The organism is Rhizobium sp. AN73, from assembly GCF_030757975.1.
Lineage (GTDB): Bacteria > Pseudomonadota > Alphaproteobacteria > Rhizobiales > Rhizobiaceae > Agrobacterium > Agrobacterium arsenijevicii.
Window position 1 is genome coordinate 2,388,744 of sequence record NZ_JARWME010000002.1, and the last position, 17,368, is coordinate 2,406,111.

The window sequence follows — 17,368 nt, forward strand, 5'->3', positions numbered from 1 at the left end:
CTTTTCGGTCCGATGCCCTGGCCATCAGGGATTGAACCTTTCCGGGCGGTAGGCATCGATGGTGATAACAGGCGTTTCTCCCAGCATGATTTCCGCCAGCACACGCCCGGTGATAGGCCCGAGTGTCAGCCCGTGATGGGCATGTCCGAACGAGAACCACAACGTCTTATGGCGCGGCGCCTTGCCGATGATCGGCATCATATCCGGCGTGCAGGGGCGAGCGCCCATCCAGGGTTCCGCATCCAGCCTGCCGCCCAGAGGGAAGGTCTTGCGAGCGACCCGTTCCGCCCGCTCGATCTGCACGGGGGATTTCGGTGCATCGCGTTCGGCAAATTCCGCACCGGTCGTCATGCGAATACCCTTGCGCATTGGCGCCAGAAAATAACCGCGCTCCGCGTCGATAAGCCAGTTGTTGAGCTTGGTGCCATCCTGCGGCGCATAGTGCATGTGGTAGCCACGCTTCACACCGAGCGGGAAACGATAACCCAGCCGTTCTGTCACGGTATCCGCCCATGGGCCAAGCGCCACGACAGCATGTTCCGCTTCCACCGCGCCGGTTTCGGTGCGCACCGTCCAGCCGCTCACCGTCTGGCTGAGGGTTGATGCATCGCCCCGCACAAAGGTTCCGCCGAGGCTTTCGAACAGCCGGAGATAGGCAATCGTCAGCGCATACGGATCGCGTACCGACCATGGGTCGTCCCATTTCAGACCGCCAACGAAATCACGGCTGAGATGCGGTTCGGCTGTGGCAAGCTCCTGCGCGTCGAGCCTGGTATGGGAAATACCGTGGTCCCGCGCCAGCATTTCAGCAAAGGCATAGTCGGCATCCCGCCTTTCAGCGGTCCTGTAGGCCTCCATCCAGCCATTCTTGACGATCAGATCGCCCGCCTTTGCTTCATCGATCAGGATGCTGTGCTCGGAAACCGAATGTTCGATCAGCGGCGCGTAAGCGCGCGCAATCGCCGCGTGGCGTGTGGCTGCGGAATTATACCAGTATCGCCCAAGGAAGGGTGCGATCTTCGGCAGGGCCGAGAGATGATAACGGGCATCGATGCTGTTGTTCAGAGAGTATCGCAGCAGCCGGCTGACCTCCTGCGGAAAGGCGTAAGGGACGACACCCTCTCTCTGGATCAGCCCGGCATTGCCGAAGGAGGTTTCTTCACCCGGTCCCCGCCGGTCCACCAGTACGACCGATTTGCCCCTGCGGGCCAGTTGCAAAGCGACGGAGACCCCGATGATCCCCGCCCCCAAAACGATCACATCCGCTGCCATTGCATTCAATCCGTTTCCGCATCACGTTCCCGCAACATGGGTCGGCATTTTCCGCAAAGCAACAGAAAAATCATCGTCTTAATAGAAACAGCGATACGCCTGTTACTGGCTCACCGCTTTGGTTTCGACCGCCTCGATATTGAAGGCGGCAGCCAGCAGGGCCTTGGTGTATTCCTGCTGTGGATCGGCGAATATCTCCGCCGCCGGGCCACTCTCCACCACCTTGCCGTTGCGCATGACGATCACGTCGTTGGCAAGCGCCTTCACCACTTTCAGGTCGTGACTGATGAAGAGGTAGGCGAGTTCGTGCCTGGCCTGAAGATCGCGCAAGAGATCAACCACCTGCGCCTGCACGCTCATGTCGAGCGCCGATGTCGGCTCGTCCAGCATGACGAAGCGGGGTTTCAGCACCATGGCGCGGGCAATGGCGATACGCTGGCGCTGACCGCCGGAAAATTCATGCGGATACCGCCAGCGCGTTGCCGGATCGAGACCGACTTCGTCCAGCGCTTGAGCGACACGGGTGTCGCGCTCATCGGCGGAAAGCGACCGCTCATGCACCTTCAGGCCCTCGGCGACGATTTCACCCACCGACATGCGCGGGCTGAGCGAACCGTAAGGGTCCTGAAACACCACCTGCAGCCGGTTTCTCAGCGGCTTCATCATCTCATAGGAATAGCTGTCGATCGACTGGCCGATGAAGCTGATACGTCCTTGGGAGGCGATCAACCGCGAGAGCGCCAGACCGAGCGTCGTCTTGCCGGAACCGGATTCACCCACAACGCCAACCGTCTGTCCGGCGCGCAGGGTAATATCGATACCGTCGACCGCCTTCACATGGTCGACCACCTTGCGCATCAGCCCCGCCTTGATCGGGAACCAGACTTTTATGTCGTCACCCTGCATGACGATGGGTTTGCTGGTGTCGGAAAGCGGCGGCTCGCCCTTGGGTTCGGCTGCCAAAAGGTGGCGCGTATAGGCGTGTTGCGGATCGGTAAACACCTGCTCCACTGTGCCGGTTTCGACGATCTTGCCCTTGGTCATGACGCAGACACGGTCGGCAAACTTGCGGACAATGCCGAGATCGTGGGTGATGAACAGCATGGACATGCCGTGCCGGTTCTTGAGATCGCTCAGCAATTCGAGGATTTGCGCCTGAACGGTCACATCCAGCGCCGTCGTCGGTTCGTCGGCGATCAGCAGTTTTGGCCGGTTGGCAAGCGCCATGGCAATCATCACGCGTTGCCGCTGGCCGCCGGACAATTCGTGCGGATATGCCTTCAGGCGCTTTTCCGGTTCGCGGATACCCACCTGCAGCAACAGTTCCAGCGTGCGTGCCCGCGCTTCAGCGCCGGTGATTGCCTGATGCAGCTCAAGGATTTCGCCGATCTGCCGCTCTATGCTGTGGAGCGGATTGAGCGACGTCATCGGCTCCTGGAAAATCATGGTGATGTCGTTGCCGCGGACCGCGCGGAGGGACCGTTCCGGCAGGGTCAGCATATCCTTGCCGTCGAACAGGATTTTGCCCGAAGGATGGCTCGCCGCCGGATAGGGCAGCAATTTGAGGATCGAGTTCGCCGTCACCGATTTGCCGGAGCCGGATTCCCCGACGAGGGCGACAACTTCGCCCGGCATCAGGTCGAAGGAGACATGATCTACGGCGATGCTGGTCGCTCCACCCTGATGAAAGGCAACGGAGAGATCACGGACGGAGAGAAGCGGCTGGGTCTTTGTTTCCATCATGGCGATCACCGGAACGTCTTGCGTGGGTCGAAGGCGTCTCGCACCGCCTCGCCGACGAAGATCAGGAGCGACAGCATGATGGACATGGTGAAGAAGGCAGTAAGACCAAGCCAGGGCGCCTGAAGGTTGTTTTTACCCTGCGCGATCATCTCACCCAGCGACGGCGATCCCGGCGGCATGCCAAAGCCGAGGAAATCGAGCGAGGTCAGTGTGGTAATCGAACCGGAAAGGATGAACGGCAGGAAAGTCAGCGTTGCCACCATGGCGTTGGGCAGAAGATGCCGGAACATGATCGTCCAGTTGCCGACGCCAAGGGCGCGGGCAGCGCGGACATATTCGAAGTTTCTGGCCCGCAGGAATTCCGCGCGCACGATGCCGACGAACCCGACCCATGAGAACAGCAGCATGATGCCGAGCAGCACAAAGAAGCCCGGCGGCAGAATGGCCGCGATGATGAGCAGGATGTAAAGCACCGGCATGGACGACCAGATTTCGATGAAACGCTGCAACAGAAGGTCTGTCCAGCCACCGAAATAGCCCTGGATGGCGCCGGCGGTGACGCCGACGAGGGCTGACGCGATCGTCAGCGTCAGGCCGAAAAGCACAGAAATACGAAATCCGTAGATCATCCGCGCCGTGACGTCGCGCGCCTGATTGTCGGTTCCGAGCCAATTGAGGTTGCCGAGCGTGCAGCCGGGATCGGCATTGCCCTGCGGGTAGGCGGAGCAACGGTCCTTTTCATCCATCAGCCAGAAGGGAGCGGTGGGGGCAGAATGCGGAATATTGGAATTGACCGTCTGATAGGAATAGCGGATCGGCGGCCAGATCATCCAGCCATTGGCGTTTATCTCATCCTGAATGAAGGAGGATTTGTAATCGGTCTGAGCAAGGAAGCCGCCGAATTTTTCTTCCGGATAATCGACCATGACCGGCACCAGAAACTCGCCCTTATAGGAAGCGAAAATGGGTTTGTCATTGGCGATGAACTCCGCGATCAGGCTCAGGAAAAACAGGATCAGGAACAGCCAGAAGGACCAGTAACCGCGGCGGTTGGCAGTAAAATTCTGCCAGCGGCGCTTGGTGGTCGGCGAAAACCACGGACGCTTCGGCTTTACCATTGTTTCCGTTGCGGCGGTATGGGCAAGCGTCATCACACGTCCCTCCGCTCGAAATCGATGCGCGGATCGATCCATGTGTAGATGAGGTCGGAAAGGAGGCTGACCACGAGGCCCATCAGCGAGAAGATGAACAGCGTTCCGAACACGATCGGATAGTCACGGTTGACGACCGACAGATAACCAAGGCGGCCAAGGCCATCCAGCGAGAAGATATTCTCGATCAGCAGCGAACCGGTGAAGAAGGCCGAGATGAATGCACCCGGAAAACCGGCGATCACGATCAGCATCGCGTTGCGGAAGACATGGCCATAAAGAACCTTGCGTTCGGTGAGACCCTTGGCGCGGGCGGTGACGACATATTGCTTCTTGATCTCGTCGATGAAGGAATTCTTCGTCAGAAGCGTCGTCGTCGCGAAAGCCGAAAGCGACAACGCGATCAGCGGCAGGGTCAGGTGCCAGAAATAGTCGATGATCTTCTGCCACCAGTTCAGCTGCGCGAAATTATCCGACACCAGACCACGCAGCGGGAACCAGTCGAAGAACGATCCGCCGGCGAAGAGCACGATGAGAAGAATGCCGAACAGGAAGCTCGGCACGGCATAACCGATGATGATGATGCCTGATGTCCAGATATCGAAGGTCGAGCCGTCGGAAACGGCTTTCTTGATGCCGAGCGGAATGGAGATCATGTAGGAGATGATCAATATCCAGAAGCCGAGCGACATCGATACCGGCAGCTTGTCGATGATGAGATCGATGACAGAGGAATTGCGAAAGAAGCTGTCGCCGAAATCGAAGCGGATGTAATTCCACATCATTTCGAGAAAACGGGTAAGCGGCGGCTTGTCGAAACCGAACTGTTTCTCAAGCTTGGCGATCAGCTCCGGATCGAGACCCTGAGCACCGCGATATTTCGAGCCGCTTTCATCGAAACCACCGGACTGGCCCATAAGATCGCCGCCGCCCGAGAGACGGTCGGAGGCACTGTCGCCCTGCCCCGTCAATTGCGAGATGACCTGTTCCACCGGCCCGCCCGGCGCGAACTGGATGACAAGAAACGAAATGCCCATAATGCCGATGATGGTCGGGATCATCAGCGCCAGACGCCTGAGGATATAGGCGCCCATCAGCCTTTGCTCCCGGCCGATACGTCAGCGGTTTTCGTTTCTGTCAAACCCGGTCCTTTCCTGAAAGCGCAGCCTTACGCTTTAAGCGATCCGTCTCGCCCTATGTGAATCAAGCCTTCGACGCGAAAGCAAGGCCGGCGTCAGTTTCCGGCCTGGCTCGACCACCATGCTTCCGGAAAACCGATGCCATATTGCGGCAGGTTTTCCGGGCGGATGAGCGTGTTCCAGTAAGCGATGAACATCTCGCCGCGGTAGAATTGCGGTATGACGTAGCTGTTTGCCAGAAGCACCCGGTCGAGCGCCCGCGCGGCGACCACCTGTTCATCCCGGTTGGGCGCAAATATGACCTTTCTCACCAGAGCATCGACGGCGGGGTTCTTGATGCCGGCGAGGTTGTTGGAACCCTGCCGGTCAGCCGCCGCCGAACCCCAGAAGTCCGCCTGTTCGTTTCCAGGGTTTGCCGATGTCGCCCAGAGCTTGATCGTTACGTCGAAATCGAAGCTGCGGGTGCGGTTGGTATATTGCGAGGCGTCGACCGTGCGGATCGTCGCGTTGACGCCGATCTTCTTCAGATTCTGGACGTAGGGCAGGATCGTTCTTTCCATGCCGGCGGAATCGATCAGAAACTCCATATCCAGCTGCTGCCCGGTCGCCGCATTGACCATGCGGTTGCCGCGCAGCTCGTAACCGGCCTCCTTCATCAGCTTGACGGCCTCGCGCAGATTGTCGCGCTGTTTGGCGGGATCACCTGCGACCGGGTTGCGATATTCGGTGGTAAAGACCTCCGGCGGAACCTGATTCTTCAGCTCCTGAAGAATTTCCAGTTCGCGGCCGGTCGGCAGGCCGGAAGAGGCCAGCTCGCTGCCCATGAAAAAGCTGTTGATGCGCTGGAACTGGCCGTAAGCCAATGTCCGGTTCAGCTCCTCGAAATCGAAAGCGTAGTTGAGTGCCTTGCGCAGTTTCGGGTTCTGGAACTTCTCCCGCCGCATGTTCGGCACGAAAGCCTGCATGATGCCGACGGAGCGATAGATGTTCGGCAATTCCTCTTTCTTGACCCGGCCATCCTTGACGGCCGGAAAATCATAACCGGTGACCCAGCGGCTGGAAGAAGCCTCCTGCCGGAAATCGACCGTGCCGGATTTGAAGGCCTGGAATTCCACGTCCTGATCGGCAAAGAAGGTGTAGGCGATGGTTTTGAAATTGTGCAGACCGACATTCACCCCGACGTCCTTGCCCCAATAGTCGTCGCGGCGCTCATAGGTCATCGTCGAGCCGGGAGACACCGCGGCGATCTTGTAGGGACCGGAACCCATCACCGGCTCCAGCGTGCCGCGTGATATGTCACGCGGCTTGCCATCAGGACCGGCGGCTTCCCACCAGTGTTTCGGAACGATCAGCAATTGCCCGACGATCTGCGGCAATTCGCGATTGTTCTTTTCATCGAAGGTGAAGGTGATGTCCCTTTCGCCGCTCACCTCAGCTTTGGTGACATGCGTATAATAGGTCGCAAGTTGCGGGCTGAGATCCTTGGCCTTTTCGAAGCTGAAGACGACATCCTCCGGCGTCACCGGCTTGCCGTCTGCCCATTTGGCCTCCGCGCGCAGCCGGAAGGTGGCTTTGGAAATATCGTCGGGATAACTCACGCCCTCGGCCAGAAGACCATAGGAGGCCGACAATTCCTCTTCTGTTGATTTCATCAAGGTGTCGAAAACCAGCGAAAGACCCGTCGCCAGCTCGCCCTTGGCGAGCAGCGGATTGAGCGTGTCGAAGGTGCCCGACGTCGACATGCGCAGCGTGCCGCCTTTCGGCGCCTTGGTGTTCACATAGTCGAAATGATCAAAGCCATCTGGGTGCTTCAGTTCCCCGACCGTCGAAATCCCCTTTCGCCATACATCCGCCGACTGGGCGGATGCCACCGCCGGTATCAGCATGGCAGATGCCGCAAGAGCGATGACGAGCCGGGATGGTAACAAGATCATTCGGGACGTTCCCTGTTTTCCGTGTTTGTTGCGCAGAGCATAAGACAAAGATTGGCAAAAAACAGATGCCCCGGCTCACAAGCTCTTTATCGACGCCTTTATTTGCACGCTTTGGCGTGAGGCGGGTGAAACATGGTTTCAACAAAATCCCGTTCCAGTTTATCCTGAGGGGCAAGAGAATCATTTGGTCGGAACGGGCACGATATATGACGGCGGGATCATCCAGAGTTTTCAAGGCGGCCATGCTGACGATTTCGGTCGTTTCCGCGCTGCAAATGCAGATGCAAACCGCATTTGCCGAAGATAGGCCCGCGAAAGAAGTATTCGGCCATATCGACCTGCCATCCGCCAGCGGCTCCCAACCCATCGGCTCCTATGCCAAGGGCTGCCAGTCCGGCGCCATCGCCATGCCGCCGGACGGCCCGACGTGGCAAGCCATGCGTCTTTCCCGCAATCGCAACTGGGGCCAACCGCAGCTGATTTCCTTCCTCGAGCGGTTTTCACAGGATGCCCAGAAAATCGGCTGGCCGGGGCTGTTGCTCGGCGATATTTCCCAGCCACGCGGCGGACCGATGCTGACCGGCCACGCCTCACACCAGATCGGCCTCGATGTCGACATCTGGTGGCGGCCCATGCCGAACCCCAGGCTGAGCGTGCAGCAGCGCGAGACGCTGCCTTTCGTCTCCATGCTGGACAAGGCCAAGTTCCTGACGGTGGATGACCGCAAATGGTCACCGCTCAATGCCCGGCTGGTGATGATGGCGGCGAGCTATCCGCAGGTGGAACGGGTCTTCGTCAACCCGGCAATCAAGCAGAAACTCTGCCAGACATGGACCGGCGACCGCACCTTCATGGGCAAGATCAGGCCGATCTACGGCCACGACGAACATTTCCACATCCGGCTGGAATGCCCGCCCGATGCTCCAAACTGCAAACCGCAGGCGGAAGTCGGCAAAGGTGACGGTTGCGACAAGTCGCTTGCCTGGTGGTTCACCAAGGAACCATGGGCGCCACCGAAGAAGGACCCCAATGCCAAGCCGGTAAAACCCCGTCAGGTCATGGTCTCCGATCTGCCCGCAGCCTGCGCCGCCGTGGCTGTCGCCCCTTCCGCCAATCCGGAAGGTTTTGCGGCCCAGGCGTATTCCCCGGCTCAGGCAGTGCGTCAGCAAGCTGTGGAACAGGTCATTCAAAGCGCTCCGGCCATTCAGCCGCCTTCGGATATTCCGCTCCCCACCCAGCGCCCGACATTGAACTGAAACAGAAATGGGGCATTAAACAGCTTCCCTTTTCAAATGGCGGCAAGCTGTTATAGAAGGCATCAAATCGATTTAATTCTTTACGGGACAGGCTGGGGACATGGCAGGACAACGCTGTATCGCGCTCATCGCTCACGACGAGAAAAAAGACGATATGGCGGATTTTGCGCGTCATCATCAAAAGGTGCTTTCGAACTTCAAGATCGTCGCCACCGGCACGACCGGCGGACGGGTTCAGGAAGCCTGCCCCGAACTGAACGTCATTCGCCTCAAAAGCGGCCCGCTTGGCGGCGACCAGCAGATCGGCGCGATGATCGCCACCGGCGAGGTGGATATGCTGATCTTCTTCACTGACCCGCTAACCGCGATGCCGCACGATGTGGATGTGAAGGCGCTGACCCGGCTTGCCACGGTTTACGACATTCCCATGGCGCTCAACCGCGCCACCGCAGAAAAACTGGTCGACTTCAACGTCGCCGGATAGTTTATAAATATAAACGCGGGATTTCAGGCGAAAACCGCATACACTTTTTGCCATCCCGCTCCAGCACCCACCAACATGGAACAGGCAATGCCGAAGACGTCTGATACCGAATATCTGTCCTTTCCGATCCTTCTTGGCGACATCGGCGGCACCAATGCCCGCTTTTCCATTCTGATCGATTCCTTCGCCGAACCCGTGCATCTGACGAGTGTTAAAACGGCGGAATACGAAACGATTGACGACGCCATCCAGCAGGCGGTTCTGGACAAGACATCGCTTCAGCCGGTTTCCACCATCCTTGCCATCGCCGGCCCGATCGAGGGCGACGAGATTCCGCTGACCAACTGCCACTGGGTCGTCAAGCCGAAGGATATGCTGGCCAGACTCGGCCTTAAGGACGTTATCGTCATCAACGATTTCGAAGCGCAGGCCTTGGCAATCGCCGCGCTTGACGACGACAACCGGGAGACTATCGGCTCCGGTAAAAAAGACATGCTGGCCTCGCGCGTCGTTCTCGGACCGGGCACCGGCCTTGGCGTGGCCGGACTGGTCTACGCCCGCCATATGTGGTTCCCGGTACCGGGCGAAGGCGGCCATGTCGATATTGGCCCCAGAAGCGCACGCGATTATGCGGTTTTTCCGCATATCGAAACCATCGAGGGCCGCGTTGCTGGCGAACAGATTCTGTGTGGGCGTGGGCTGGTCAATCTTTACCGCGCCATCTGCGCCGCCGATGGCATCCAGCCGATCTTTTCCGATCCGGCCGACATTACCTCGCATGGGCTTTCGGGCGAGAACCCGCAGGCGAAAGAAACGCTTTCGCTTTTCAGCACCTATCTCGGCCGTGTGGCCGGCGATCTTGCCCTGATCTTCATGGCCAAGGGCGGCGTCTATCTGGCTGGTGGCATTTCGCAGAAAATCATTCCGGCGCTGAAAAGCCCGGAATTCCGGGCCGCCTTCGAGGATAAGGCACCGCACAGCGCCCTGATGCGCAGCATCCCCACCTTCGTTGTCACCCACCCGCAGGCAGCCCTTTCCGGCCTCGCCACCTACGCCCGCACACCTTCGGACTTCGGTCTTTCGCTGGACGGACGTCGCTGGAGAGCCTGATCGGTTCTCATCGGATCCTGGATAGGCTTGCGAAGCGGGCGGGCGGTCTTTAACGTTGCCGCCGCAAACATAAATCGTCCGATACCGGCGGTCTTGATCCGCCCGACATGAAAAAGTGAGTGAAGGCATGAGCGGCAGCGAGATGAAACTGGTCGTGGTTGGTGCGGCGGGCCGGATGGGGCAGGCGCTGATCCGGCTCATTCACCAGACGCCGGGTGTAACGCTGCATGCCGCCGTCGCACGTGAAGGCTCCGCCTTTGTCGGCCGTGATGCCGGCGAGCTTGCAGGCCTTGGGCCGATCGGCGTCGAGATTACCAGCGATCCGCTGCAAGCCTTTCTGCATGCCGAAGGGGTGATCGACTTCACCTCACCGGCGACCAGCATCACTTTCGCCGGGTTGGCCGCGCAAGCCCGCATCGTGCATGTCATCGGCACCACGGGCTGCACACCCGAAGACGAGGAAAAATTCAAGGCGGCTTCGCGCCATGCGCGCATCGTCAAGTCGGGCAATATGAGCCTTGGCGTCAATCTGCTTAGCGTTCTGACCCAGCAGGCCGCCCAGGCGCTGGATGCGCAGAACTGGGATATCGAAATCCTTGAAATGCACCACAAACACAAGGTGGATGCGCCTTCGGGGACCGCACTTCTGCTCGGCGAGGCGGCGGCAGCGGGTCGCAAAATCGATTTGGCCACCTCCTCCGTTCGCGTGCGTGACGGGCATACCGGTGCGCGTGAGGTGGGCACCATCGGTTTCGCCACGCTGCGCGGCGGTTCGGTGATCGGCGAACATTCGGTGATCTTCGCCGGAGAGGGAGAACGCGTCGAGCTTTCCCACTACGCCGGCGACCGTTCCATCTTCGCGCGCGGCGCGATCGCGGCAGCCGTCTGGGCCTTCGACAAGAAGCCGGGCTTCTATTCGATGCTGGATGTACTCGGCCTTTCGCAGGCGGAATAACGCTCCGGCTGCGTTTACCGGTTAATTCTCCACCGTGAACTCAACCGTATCGGCCGAGAACCGGCTGATGGCGTATTGTACCGGCACGCCGTCCATATCGGCGTTCAGTGCCTGGGTGACGAGCAGGATGGCTCCGGGTGACAATTCGAGATCGGCCAGATCCTCCGTATCCGCGTGTCTCGCGGAAATCGCGGTCGAGATGCGCACATAATCCGCCACGCCCAGCATTTCAAAGGCCGCGGTGATCGACCCGCTTTTCAGATAAGCCTCCCCTATTCCTGCAAAACGGTCCGCGGGAAACCAAGTGGTGGAGCGGGAAACCGGCCGGTTGTCAGCCTTGCGCAGTGTTTCCAGACGCACGAGCGACGCGCCAGGCTGCACCTTGAGCCGCGCCGCCAGATCGGCGCTTGCCGGCTCGGTGGTATGGGAAAGAAGCAGCGCCTCCATTTCCTTCACCTGATCGCCGATACCCGCCGTGAACCGCGTGCGCCGTGAAATCGGAAAACTCAGGCGCTCCTTGCGCGCGATCATCGTGCCGCGACCCTGCATCGGCTCGAGGATGCCTTCGCTGGCAAGTGCGGCAATGGCGCTTCTGACGGTGTGACGGTTGACGCCGAACTTTTCGGCCAACGCCACTTCCGGCGGCAACATGCCGGTTTCGTCGTGATCGCCCGCCGCAATCTCGCCCCTGATCCTGTCGGCGATCTGCCGCCAGAGCGCCACGCCGTTCTTTCTTTTCATCGCTGCCGAAGGGCCCATGTCACACGCTTGTCATTCATCGTCGTTAATTGTAACTTATATTGTATAGTTGTCTATATCAATAGACATTAGAGGTCAAGCGATGATTCACGAAACTGCGAATTCACATGCGGAAAGGAAACGGGTGGCGGCGCTTCTTGCCCGCGCCACCGTTCAGGAACTTGAAACGGTCTGGAACCGGCAGGATGCCAGCCCGCAGACGGAAAACGTGCGGGGGCCGGAAACGGGCCTCGTCATGGTCAAGGGCCGCATCGGCGGCGGCGGTGCGCCTTTCAATCTGGGCGAAACGACCGTCACCCGGGCAACCGTCAAGCTTGCCTCCGGCACGGTCGGCCACGCGCATGTTCTCGGCACCGGCCGCAAGAAGGCCTGGTACGCTGCGGTTTTCGATGCGCTCTGGCAGGAAAGCCCGACCCGTGACTTCATCGAGGCTGAACTTCTTTCACCGGTCGAAAAAAGGCTGACCGAAGAAAAAGAGCAAAAAACAAAAGAAACCGCCGCAACCCGGGTCGATTTCTTCACCATGGTTCGAGGAGAGGATTGATGAGCGTCAAGGCCGAAGCATTGACGGGCGGTTTTTCCAGCGCCGTCTTCGATTCCCAACGGATTTTCAAAAAGCTCATGGATGGCATGGCCCGACCGGGCACGCCGCAGACGATCGAAACCGCAGGAGCCCCGCCGCTGCCGCTCGGCGCGGCAACCGGCGCCGTTCTTCTCGCACTCTGCGACCATGATACGCCGGTATGGCTGAGCGTTGCGCTGCGCAAAACCGCAGTGCCGGGATGGATCGGATTTCACACCGGGGCTGTTGCGACCGAGGAAAAAGGCGCGGCGCATTTCGCCGTCATCGAGGCTGGAAGCGCAATTGCCTCGTTCGGTCTCTTTGCTCAGGGCACCCAGGAATATCCTGACCGTTCGACGACGGTCATCATCGAATTGCCCGATCTCGACGGCGGACAGGAATTACTGCTGTCCGGCCCCGGCATCCGCCACATCAACATCATCAGCCCTTCCGGCCTGCCGGACATATTCCCGAGGCTGTGGGCAGAGAACAACGCCATCTTCCCGCGCGGCGTCGACATCATCCTGACGGCTGGCGACAAATTCGTCTGCCTGCCGCGCACGACGCGCATTCAACCCGTGGAGGCATAAGATGTATGTTGCTGTCAAAGGCGGGGAAACCGCCATCGCCAACGCACACCGGCTTCTGGCCGACAAGCGGCGCGGAGACCGCGACCTGCCCGCGATGACGGTCGCGCAGATCGTTTCGCAGCTTTCGCTCGCCGTCGACCGCGTCATGGCCGAGGCTTCGCTTTACGACCAGTCGCTTGCCGCTCTTGCCGTCAAGCAGTCCCGCGGCGACATGATCGAAGCCATATTCCTGCTGCGTGCTTACCGCACGACCCTGCCGCGCTTCGGTTATTCGGTTCCCGTGGATACGGCTGACATGACCGTGCAGCGCCGCGTTTCCGCCACCTACAAGGACTTACCCGGCGGGCAATTGCTGGGGCCGACATTTGACTATACCCACCGTCTGCTAGACCCCTCGCTTCTCGAGGACGGGGCTGTCGAGATCCCCTCCCTGCGGGAAGGGGAGCCGGAATATGTCATGCGCGTATCCGACATTCTGGCCGAAGAGGGCCTGATCGAAAACGATGGCGACATGCCGGACGACCATATTGCCGGCGATCTGACGCGGGAGCCGATAGAGTTTCCGATGGCGCGCGACCTGCGCTTGCAATCGTTGGCACGCGGCGACGAAGGCTTTCTTCTGGCGCTCGCCTATTCCACACAGCGCGGTTACGGCCGCACGCATCCCTTCGTCGGTGAAATCCGCATCGGCGAAGTAGAGGTCGAACTGGAGGTGCCGGAACTCGGCTTTTCCGTTTCGCTTGGCGATATCAAGGTCACCGAGTGCCAGATGGTCAACCAGTTCAAGGGTTCGGCCAAGGCGCCGCCGCAATTCACCCGCGGTTACGGTCTGGTGTTCGGCCAGAGCGAGCGCAAGGCGATGGCCATGTCGCTCGTCGACCGCGCGCTCCGTGCCGGTGAATTCGGTGAGGATGTGGTTGCCCCCGCGCAGGACGAGGAATTTGTCATCTCACACGCCGACAACGTGCAGGCGACCGGTTTCGTCGAGCATCTGAAATTGCCGCATTACGTGGATTTTCAGGCCGAACTAGGCTTGGTCCGCAAGATGCGCGCCGATTTCGATGCTGCCAATACCAATCCCGGGGAATGGATGAACGATGCCGCCGAATAGTTCAGCGACTGTGCTGCTCGCCGAACCAATAGGCGCAAAAGACGGTCAATGCTGCAAATGCGGCAAAGAACACGGCTGCAAGAATTCCAATCTCCATGAGCTTGTACTCCTTTTTTCGCAAGGTTAACGCGCAATGCTTAAAGAAGTTTCATTCGACGACGGGCTGGCTGCCTACAACTTCGCCTATCTGGACGAACAGACCAAGCGGATGATCCGCCGGGCTATTCTGAAGGCGATTGCCATTCCCGGTTACCAGGTTCCCTTCGCTTCCCGCGAAATGCCCATGCCCTATGGCTGGGGTACCGGCGGCGTGCAGGTGACGGCCTCCATTCTCGGTCCAGACGACGTGCTGAAGGTGATCGATCAGGGCGCCGACGACACCACCAACGCCGTGTCCATCCGCGCCTTTTTCCAGAAGGTGGCTGATGTCGCCGTTACCACCCGCACCAAGGATGCTACCATCATCCAGACGCGGCACCGCATTCCCGAAGAAGAGCTGCATTCGGGACAGGTCCTCGTCTATCAGGTTCCCATTCCCGAACCGTTACGTTTCCTCGAGCCGCGCGAGACCGAGACGCGTGTCATGCACGCGCTTGAGGAATACGGCCTGATGCACGTCAAGCTTTATGAGGACATCGCCCGCAATGGCCGCATCTCCACCACCTATGCCTATCCGGTGAAGGTTGCCGGACGTTATGTGATGGACCCTTCGCCGACACCGAAATTCGACAATCCGAAAATGCATCTGTCGGATGCCCTGCAGCTGTTCGGGGCCGGTCGCGAAAAGCGCATCTACGCCGTGCCGCCCTATACGGACGTCGTGAGCCTCGATTTCGAGGACCATCCCTTTGAAATCCAGAGCTTCGACAAGCCCTGCGCGCTGTGCGGAGGGGAGAACGTCTATCTGGATGAGGTTGTGCTAGATGACAAAGGCGGGCGGATGTTCGTCTGCTCCGATACCGACCATTGCGAGGACCGCCGCGCCCATGGCCACAAGGGCCATCTGCTGGCGGATGTGAAGGAGGCCGCAGAATGAGCGACACACCACTTCTGAAAGTCAGGGACGTTTCCAAATATTACGGCGACCGGGCCGGTTGCCGCAACGTCTCCTTCGAGCTTTATCCGGGTGAGGTTCTGGCGATCGTCGGTGAATCAGGCTCCGGCAAAACCACGCTTCTGAACTGCATTTCCACCCGGCTGATGCCAACGGCGGGCAGCGTGGAATATCGCATGCGCGACGGCTCGGTGCGTGACCTATACCACATGGGCGAGGCCGAACGGCGTTTCCTGATGCGGACCGACTGGGGTTTTGTGCACCAGAACCCGGCGGACGGGCTGCGCATGGCGGTTTCTGCCGGCGCCAATGTCGGCGAGCGGCTGATGGCTGTTGGTAACCGGCATTACGGCAACATCCGGCAATCGGCCAGCGAATGGCTGGAACGGGTGGAAATCGGCACCGACCGCATTGACGACCAGCCGCGCGCCTTTTCCGGCGGCATGCGCCAGCGTCTGCAGATCGCCCGCAACCTGGTGACCTCGCCGCGTCTCGTCTTCATGGACGAACCAACCGGCGGTCTCGATGTCTCAGTACAGGCGCGTCTGCTCGATCTGGTGCGCGGTCTCGTCAACGATCTCGGTCTCGCCGTCATCGTCGTCACCCATGATCTCGCGGTAGCGCGACTGCTTTCTCACCGCATGATGGTGATGAAGGGCGGCGACGTCATCGAGCACGGCCTGACCGACCGGGTGCTGGACGACCCGCGCGAGCCATACACGCAATTGCTTGTTTCCTCCATTTTGCAGGTTTGACGCCATGCCGACGCCTCTTATCGTTTCGGAAGTCTTCAAAAGCTTCACCATGCATCTTCGCGACGGCATTGAACTGCCGGTTGTCCGCGATGTCAGTTTTTCCGTTTCCGGCGGCGAATGTGTCGTACTCGGCGGCCCGTCCGGCATCGGCAAAAGCTCGATCCTGAAAATGCTCTATGGCAATTATGCCATCGACAGCGGACAGATCCTTATCCGCCACGAGGATCAGGTCATCGATATGGGCAGCGCTTCGCCACGCACCATTCTCGATATTCGCCACCGCACCATTGGTTATGTCAGCCAGTTTCTTCGCACCGTGCCGCGTGTTCCGGCCATCGACGTCGTTGCCGAACCGCTTTTCGCGCGCAAGGTTGCGGTGGAAGAGGCTCGCGAGCAGGCAGCCGTTCTGCTTTCGAAACTCAACCTGCCGCGGGAATTGTGGTCGCTTCCACCCGCCACCTTTTCCGGTGGCGAACAGCAGCGCGTGAACATTGCCCGCGGCTTCATCACCGACCATGCAATCCTGCTTCTCGACGAACCAACCGCTTCGCTGGACGCCGTCAACCGGCGTGTGGTCGTCGACATGATCGTCGAGAAAAAAGCGAAGGGCACCGCACTGCTCGGCATTTTCCATGACGAGGAAGTGCGGGAAGCCGTGGCCGACCGCATTCTGGACGTTTCGAAATTTTCACCCCGGAAGGCAGCGGCATGAGTGTCAAGGTCGGTCTCGAACCCGTCATCCACGAAACCGCCCGCGTCACCAATTCCTCAATCGGCCGCTATACCGAAATTTCGGAGCGCTGCCGCATCGAGGAAGTCGAGATGGGCGATTATTCATACGTCATGCAGGACGGTGCGATCTGGTGCGCCAGCATCGGCAAATTTGTCAACATCGCAGCCTCTGTCCGCATCAATGCGACCAATCATCCGATGTCGCGCGCCACCTTGCACCATTTCACCTATCGCGCCCGCAGCTACTGGGACGATGCCGAGGATGAAACGGACTTCTTCGCCGCCCGCCGCGCCAAGCGTGTGGTGATCGGCCACGATGTGTGGATCGGCCATGGCGCAACCATCCTGCCCGGCGTGACGGTTGGAAACGGCGCTGTGATCGGGGCCGGCGCGGTCGTCTCGAAAGACGTCGCGCCCTATACCATCGTCGGCGGCGTTCCTGCTCGGCTGATCCGGGAACGTTTTCCGGCGGAACTCGGCCAGCGCATGGACGATCTCAAATGGTGGGACTGGGACCATGCAACGTTGCGCGTTGCGCTGGATGATTTCCGGACCCTTGCCGCCGAGGATTTCGTGGCGAAATACGCCGGGTAAAATCGACCCCGCACCGAAGAAATTGCAGATCCCGGGGCCATGCTCCGGGGTCCGCATAACTGTGTTTGTGAGGCACCGGGCGAGTTTCAACCCATTGGCTTGATTGCCAGAAGGTTTGTCGGCGAACACAGGGATCCTACGTCTGTGAGTTCTGTAATATTTTCTTC

Annotated in this window: 17 protein-coding genes; 11 read left to right on the top strand and 6 right to left on the bottom strand. The window is 59.6% G+C overall.

What is annotated here, in order from left to right; translation table 11 throughout:
- Positions 1 to 24 precede the first annotated feature (24 nt).
- The 5 genes from RBH10_RS21725 to RBH10_RS21745 form a co-directional block, all read right to left on the bottom strand.
- On the bottom strand, positions 25 to 1,272 hold the full coding sequence (locus tag RBH10_RS21725) for an FAD-binding oxidoreductase (RefSeq protein ID WP_281037938.1): 1,248 nt from the start codon (positions 1,270 to 1,272) through the stop codon (positions 25 to 27).
- Positions 1,273 to 1,374: 102 nt separating this feature from the next.
- Positions 1,375 to 3,012, bottom strand: coding sequence for an ABC transporter ATP-binding protein (locus tag RBH10_RS21730; RefSeq protein WP_281038141.1), 1,638 nt, complete (start codon positions 3,010 to 3,012; stop codon positions 1,375 to 1,377).
- Positions 3,013 to 3,020: 8 nt separating this feature from the next.
- A complete protein-coding gene (locus RBH10_RS21735; RefSeq protein WP_372339808.1) occupies positions 3,021 to 4,133 on the bottom strand; it encodes an ABC transporter permease in 1,113 nt (370 codons plus the stop codon).
- A gap of 32 nt (positions 4,134 to 4,165) precedes the next feature.
- Positions 4,166 to 5,260 carry a microcin C ABC transporter permease YejB gene (locus tag RBH10_RS21740; RefSeq protein ID WP_045015370.1) on the bottom strand — a complete coding sequence of 365 codons (1,095 nt, stop codon included), beginning with the start codon at positions 5,258 to 5,260 and terminating at the stop codon, positions 4,166 to 4,168.
- A gap of 140 nt (positions 5,261 to 5,400) precedes the next feature.
- Positions 5,401 to 7,239: an extracellular solute-binding protein gene (locus RBH10_RS21745; RefSeq protein ID WP_281037936.1), complete on the bottom strand. Its 1,839-nt coding sequence runs from the start codon at positions 7,237 to 7,239 to the stop codon at positions 5,401 to 5,403.
- A gap of 206 nt (positions 7,240 to 7,445) precedes the next feature.
- Here RBH10_RS21745 and mepA point away from each other — a divergent pair, with 206 nt between their 5' ends.
- The 4 genes from mepA (at position 7,446) to dapB (ending at position 11,044) form a co-directional block, all read left to right on the top strand.
- The gene (gene mepA / locus RBH10_RS21750) at positions 7,446 to 8,495 is read left to right on the top strand and encodes a penicillin-insensitive murein endopeptidase (protein ID WP_281037935.1); all 1,050 of its coding nucleotides are present in this window, start codon (positions 7,446 to 7,448) and stop codon (positions 8,493 to 8,495) included.
- Positions 8,496 to 8,595: 100 nt separating this feature from the next.
- Positions 8,596 to 8,979, top strand: a complete 384-nt coding sequence (locus tag RBH10_RS21755; RefSeq protein WP_045015373.1) for a methylglyoxal synthase — start codon at positions 8,596 to 8,598, stop codon at positions 8,977 to 8,979.
- Positions 8,980 to 9,066: 87 nt separating this feature from the next.
- Positions 9,067 to 10,089, top strand: a complete 1,023-nt coding sequence (locus RBH10_RS21760) for a glucokinase (protein ID WP_281037934.1) — start codon at positions 9,067 to 9,069, stop codon at positions 10,087 to 10,089.
- Positions 10,090 to 10,216: 127 nt separating this feature from the next.
- The gene (gene dapB, locus RBH10_RS21765) at positions 10,217 to 11,044 is read left to right on the top strand and encodes a 4-hydroxy-tetrahydrodipicolinate reductase (RefSeq protein ID WP_281037933.1); all 828 of its coding nucleotides are present in this window, start codon (positions 10,217 to 10,219) and stop codon (positions 11,042 to 11,044) included.
- A gap of 21 nt (positions 11,045 to 11,065) precedes the next feature.
- On the opposite strand, the gene phnF is transcribed toward dapB, so the two are convergent.
- Positions 11,066 to 11,803, bottom strand: a complete 738-nt coding sequence (gene phnF, locus RBH10_RS21770) for a phosphonate metabolism transcriptional regulator PhnF (RefSeq protein ID WP_281037932.1) — start codon at positions 11,801 to 11,803, stop codon at positions 11,066 to 11,068.
- A gap of 82 nt (positions 11,804 to 11,885) precedes the next feature.
- Between phnF and phnG the strand changes: the two genes are divergently transcribed.
- The 7 genes from phnG (at position 11,886) to RBH10_RS21805 (ending at position 17,201) form a co-directional block, all read left to right on the top strand.
- Positions 11,886 to 12,347 (top strand): phosphonate C-P lyase system protein PhnG, encoded by a 462-nt coding sequence (gene phnG / locus RBH10_RS21775; RefSeq protein WP_281037931.1) that lies wholly within the window; start codon positions 11,886 to 11,888, stop codon positions 12,345 to 12,347.
- A complete protein-coding gene (gene phnH, locus RBH10_RS21780; RefSeq protein WP_281037930.1) occupies positions 12,347 to 12,955 on the top strand; it encodes a phosphonate C-P lyase system protein PhnH in 609 nt (202 codons plus the stop codon). Before phnG ends, phnH begins: the two co-directional genes overlap by 1 nt.
- Before the next feature lies 1 nt (position 12,956).
- Complete coding sequence (locus RBH10_RS21785; RefSeq protein WP_281037929.1) at positions 12,957 to 14,066, top strand: carbon-phosphorus lyase complex subunit PhnI; 1,110 nt, start codon at positions 12,957 to 12,959, stop codon at positions 14,064 to 14,066.
- Positions 14,067 to 14,199: 133 nt separating this feature from the next.
- Complete coding sequence (locus tag RBH10_RS21790; RefSeq protein ID WP_045015380.1) at positions 14,200 to 15,102, top strand: alpha-D-ribose 1-methylphosphonate 5-phosphate C-P-lyase PhnJ; 903 nt, start codon at positions 14,200 to 14,202, stop codon at positions 15,100 to 15,102.
- Positions 15,099 to 15,875 (top strand): phosphonate C-P lyase system protein PhnK, encoded by a 777-nt coding sequence (gene phnK, locus RBH10_RS21795; RefSeq protein ID WP_281037928.1) that lies wholly within the window; start codon positions 15,099 to 15,101, stop codon positions 15,873 to 15,875. The genes RBH10_RS21790 and phnK overlap by 4 nt, the downstream gene beginning before the upstream one ends.
- A gap of 4 nt (positions 15,876 to 15,879) precedes the next feature.
- Positions 15,880 to 16,587: a phosphonate C-P lyase system protein PhnL gene (phnL, locus tag RBH10_RS21800; RefSeq protein ID WP_281037927.1), complete on the top strand. Its 708-nt coding sequence runs from the start codon at positions 15,880 to 15,882 to the stop codon at positions 16,585 to 16,587.
- Positions 16,584 to 17,201 carry a DapH/DapD/GlmU-related protein gene (locus RBH10_RS21805; RefSeq protein ID WP_281037926.1) on the top strand — a complete coding sequence of 206 codons (618 nt, stop codon included), beginning with the start codon at positions 16,584 to 16,586 and terminating at the stop codon, positions 17,199 to 17,201. Before phnL ends, RBH10_RS21805 begins: the two co-directional genes overlap by 4 nt.
- Positions 17,202 to 17,368: the final 167 nt, after the last annotated feature.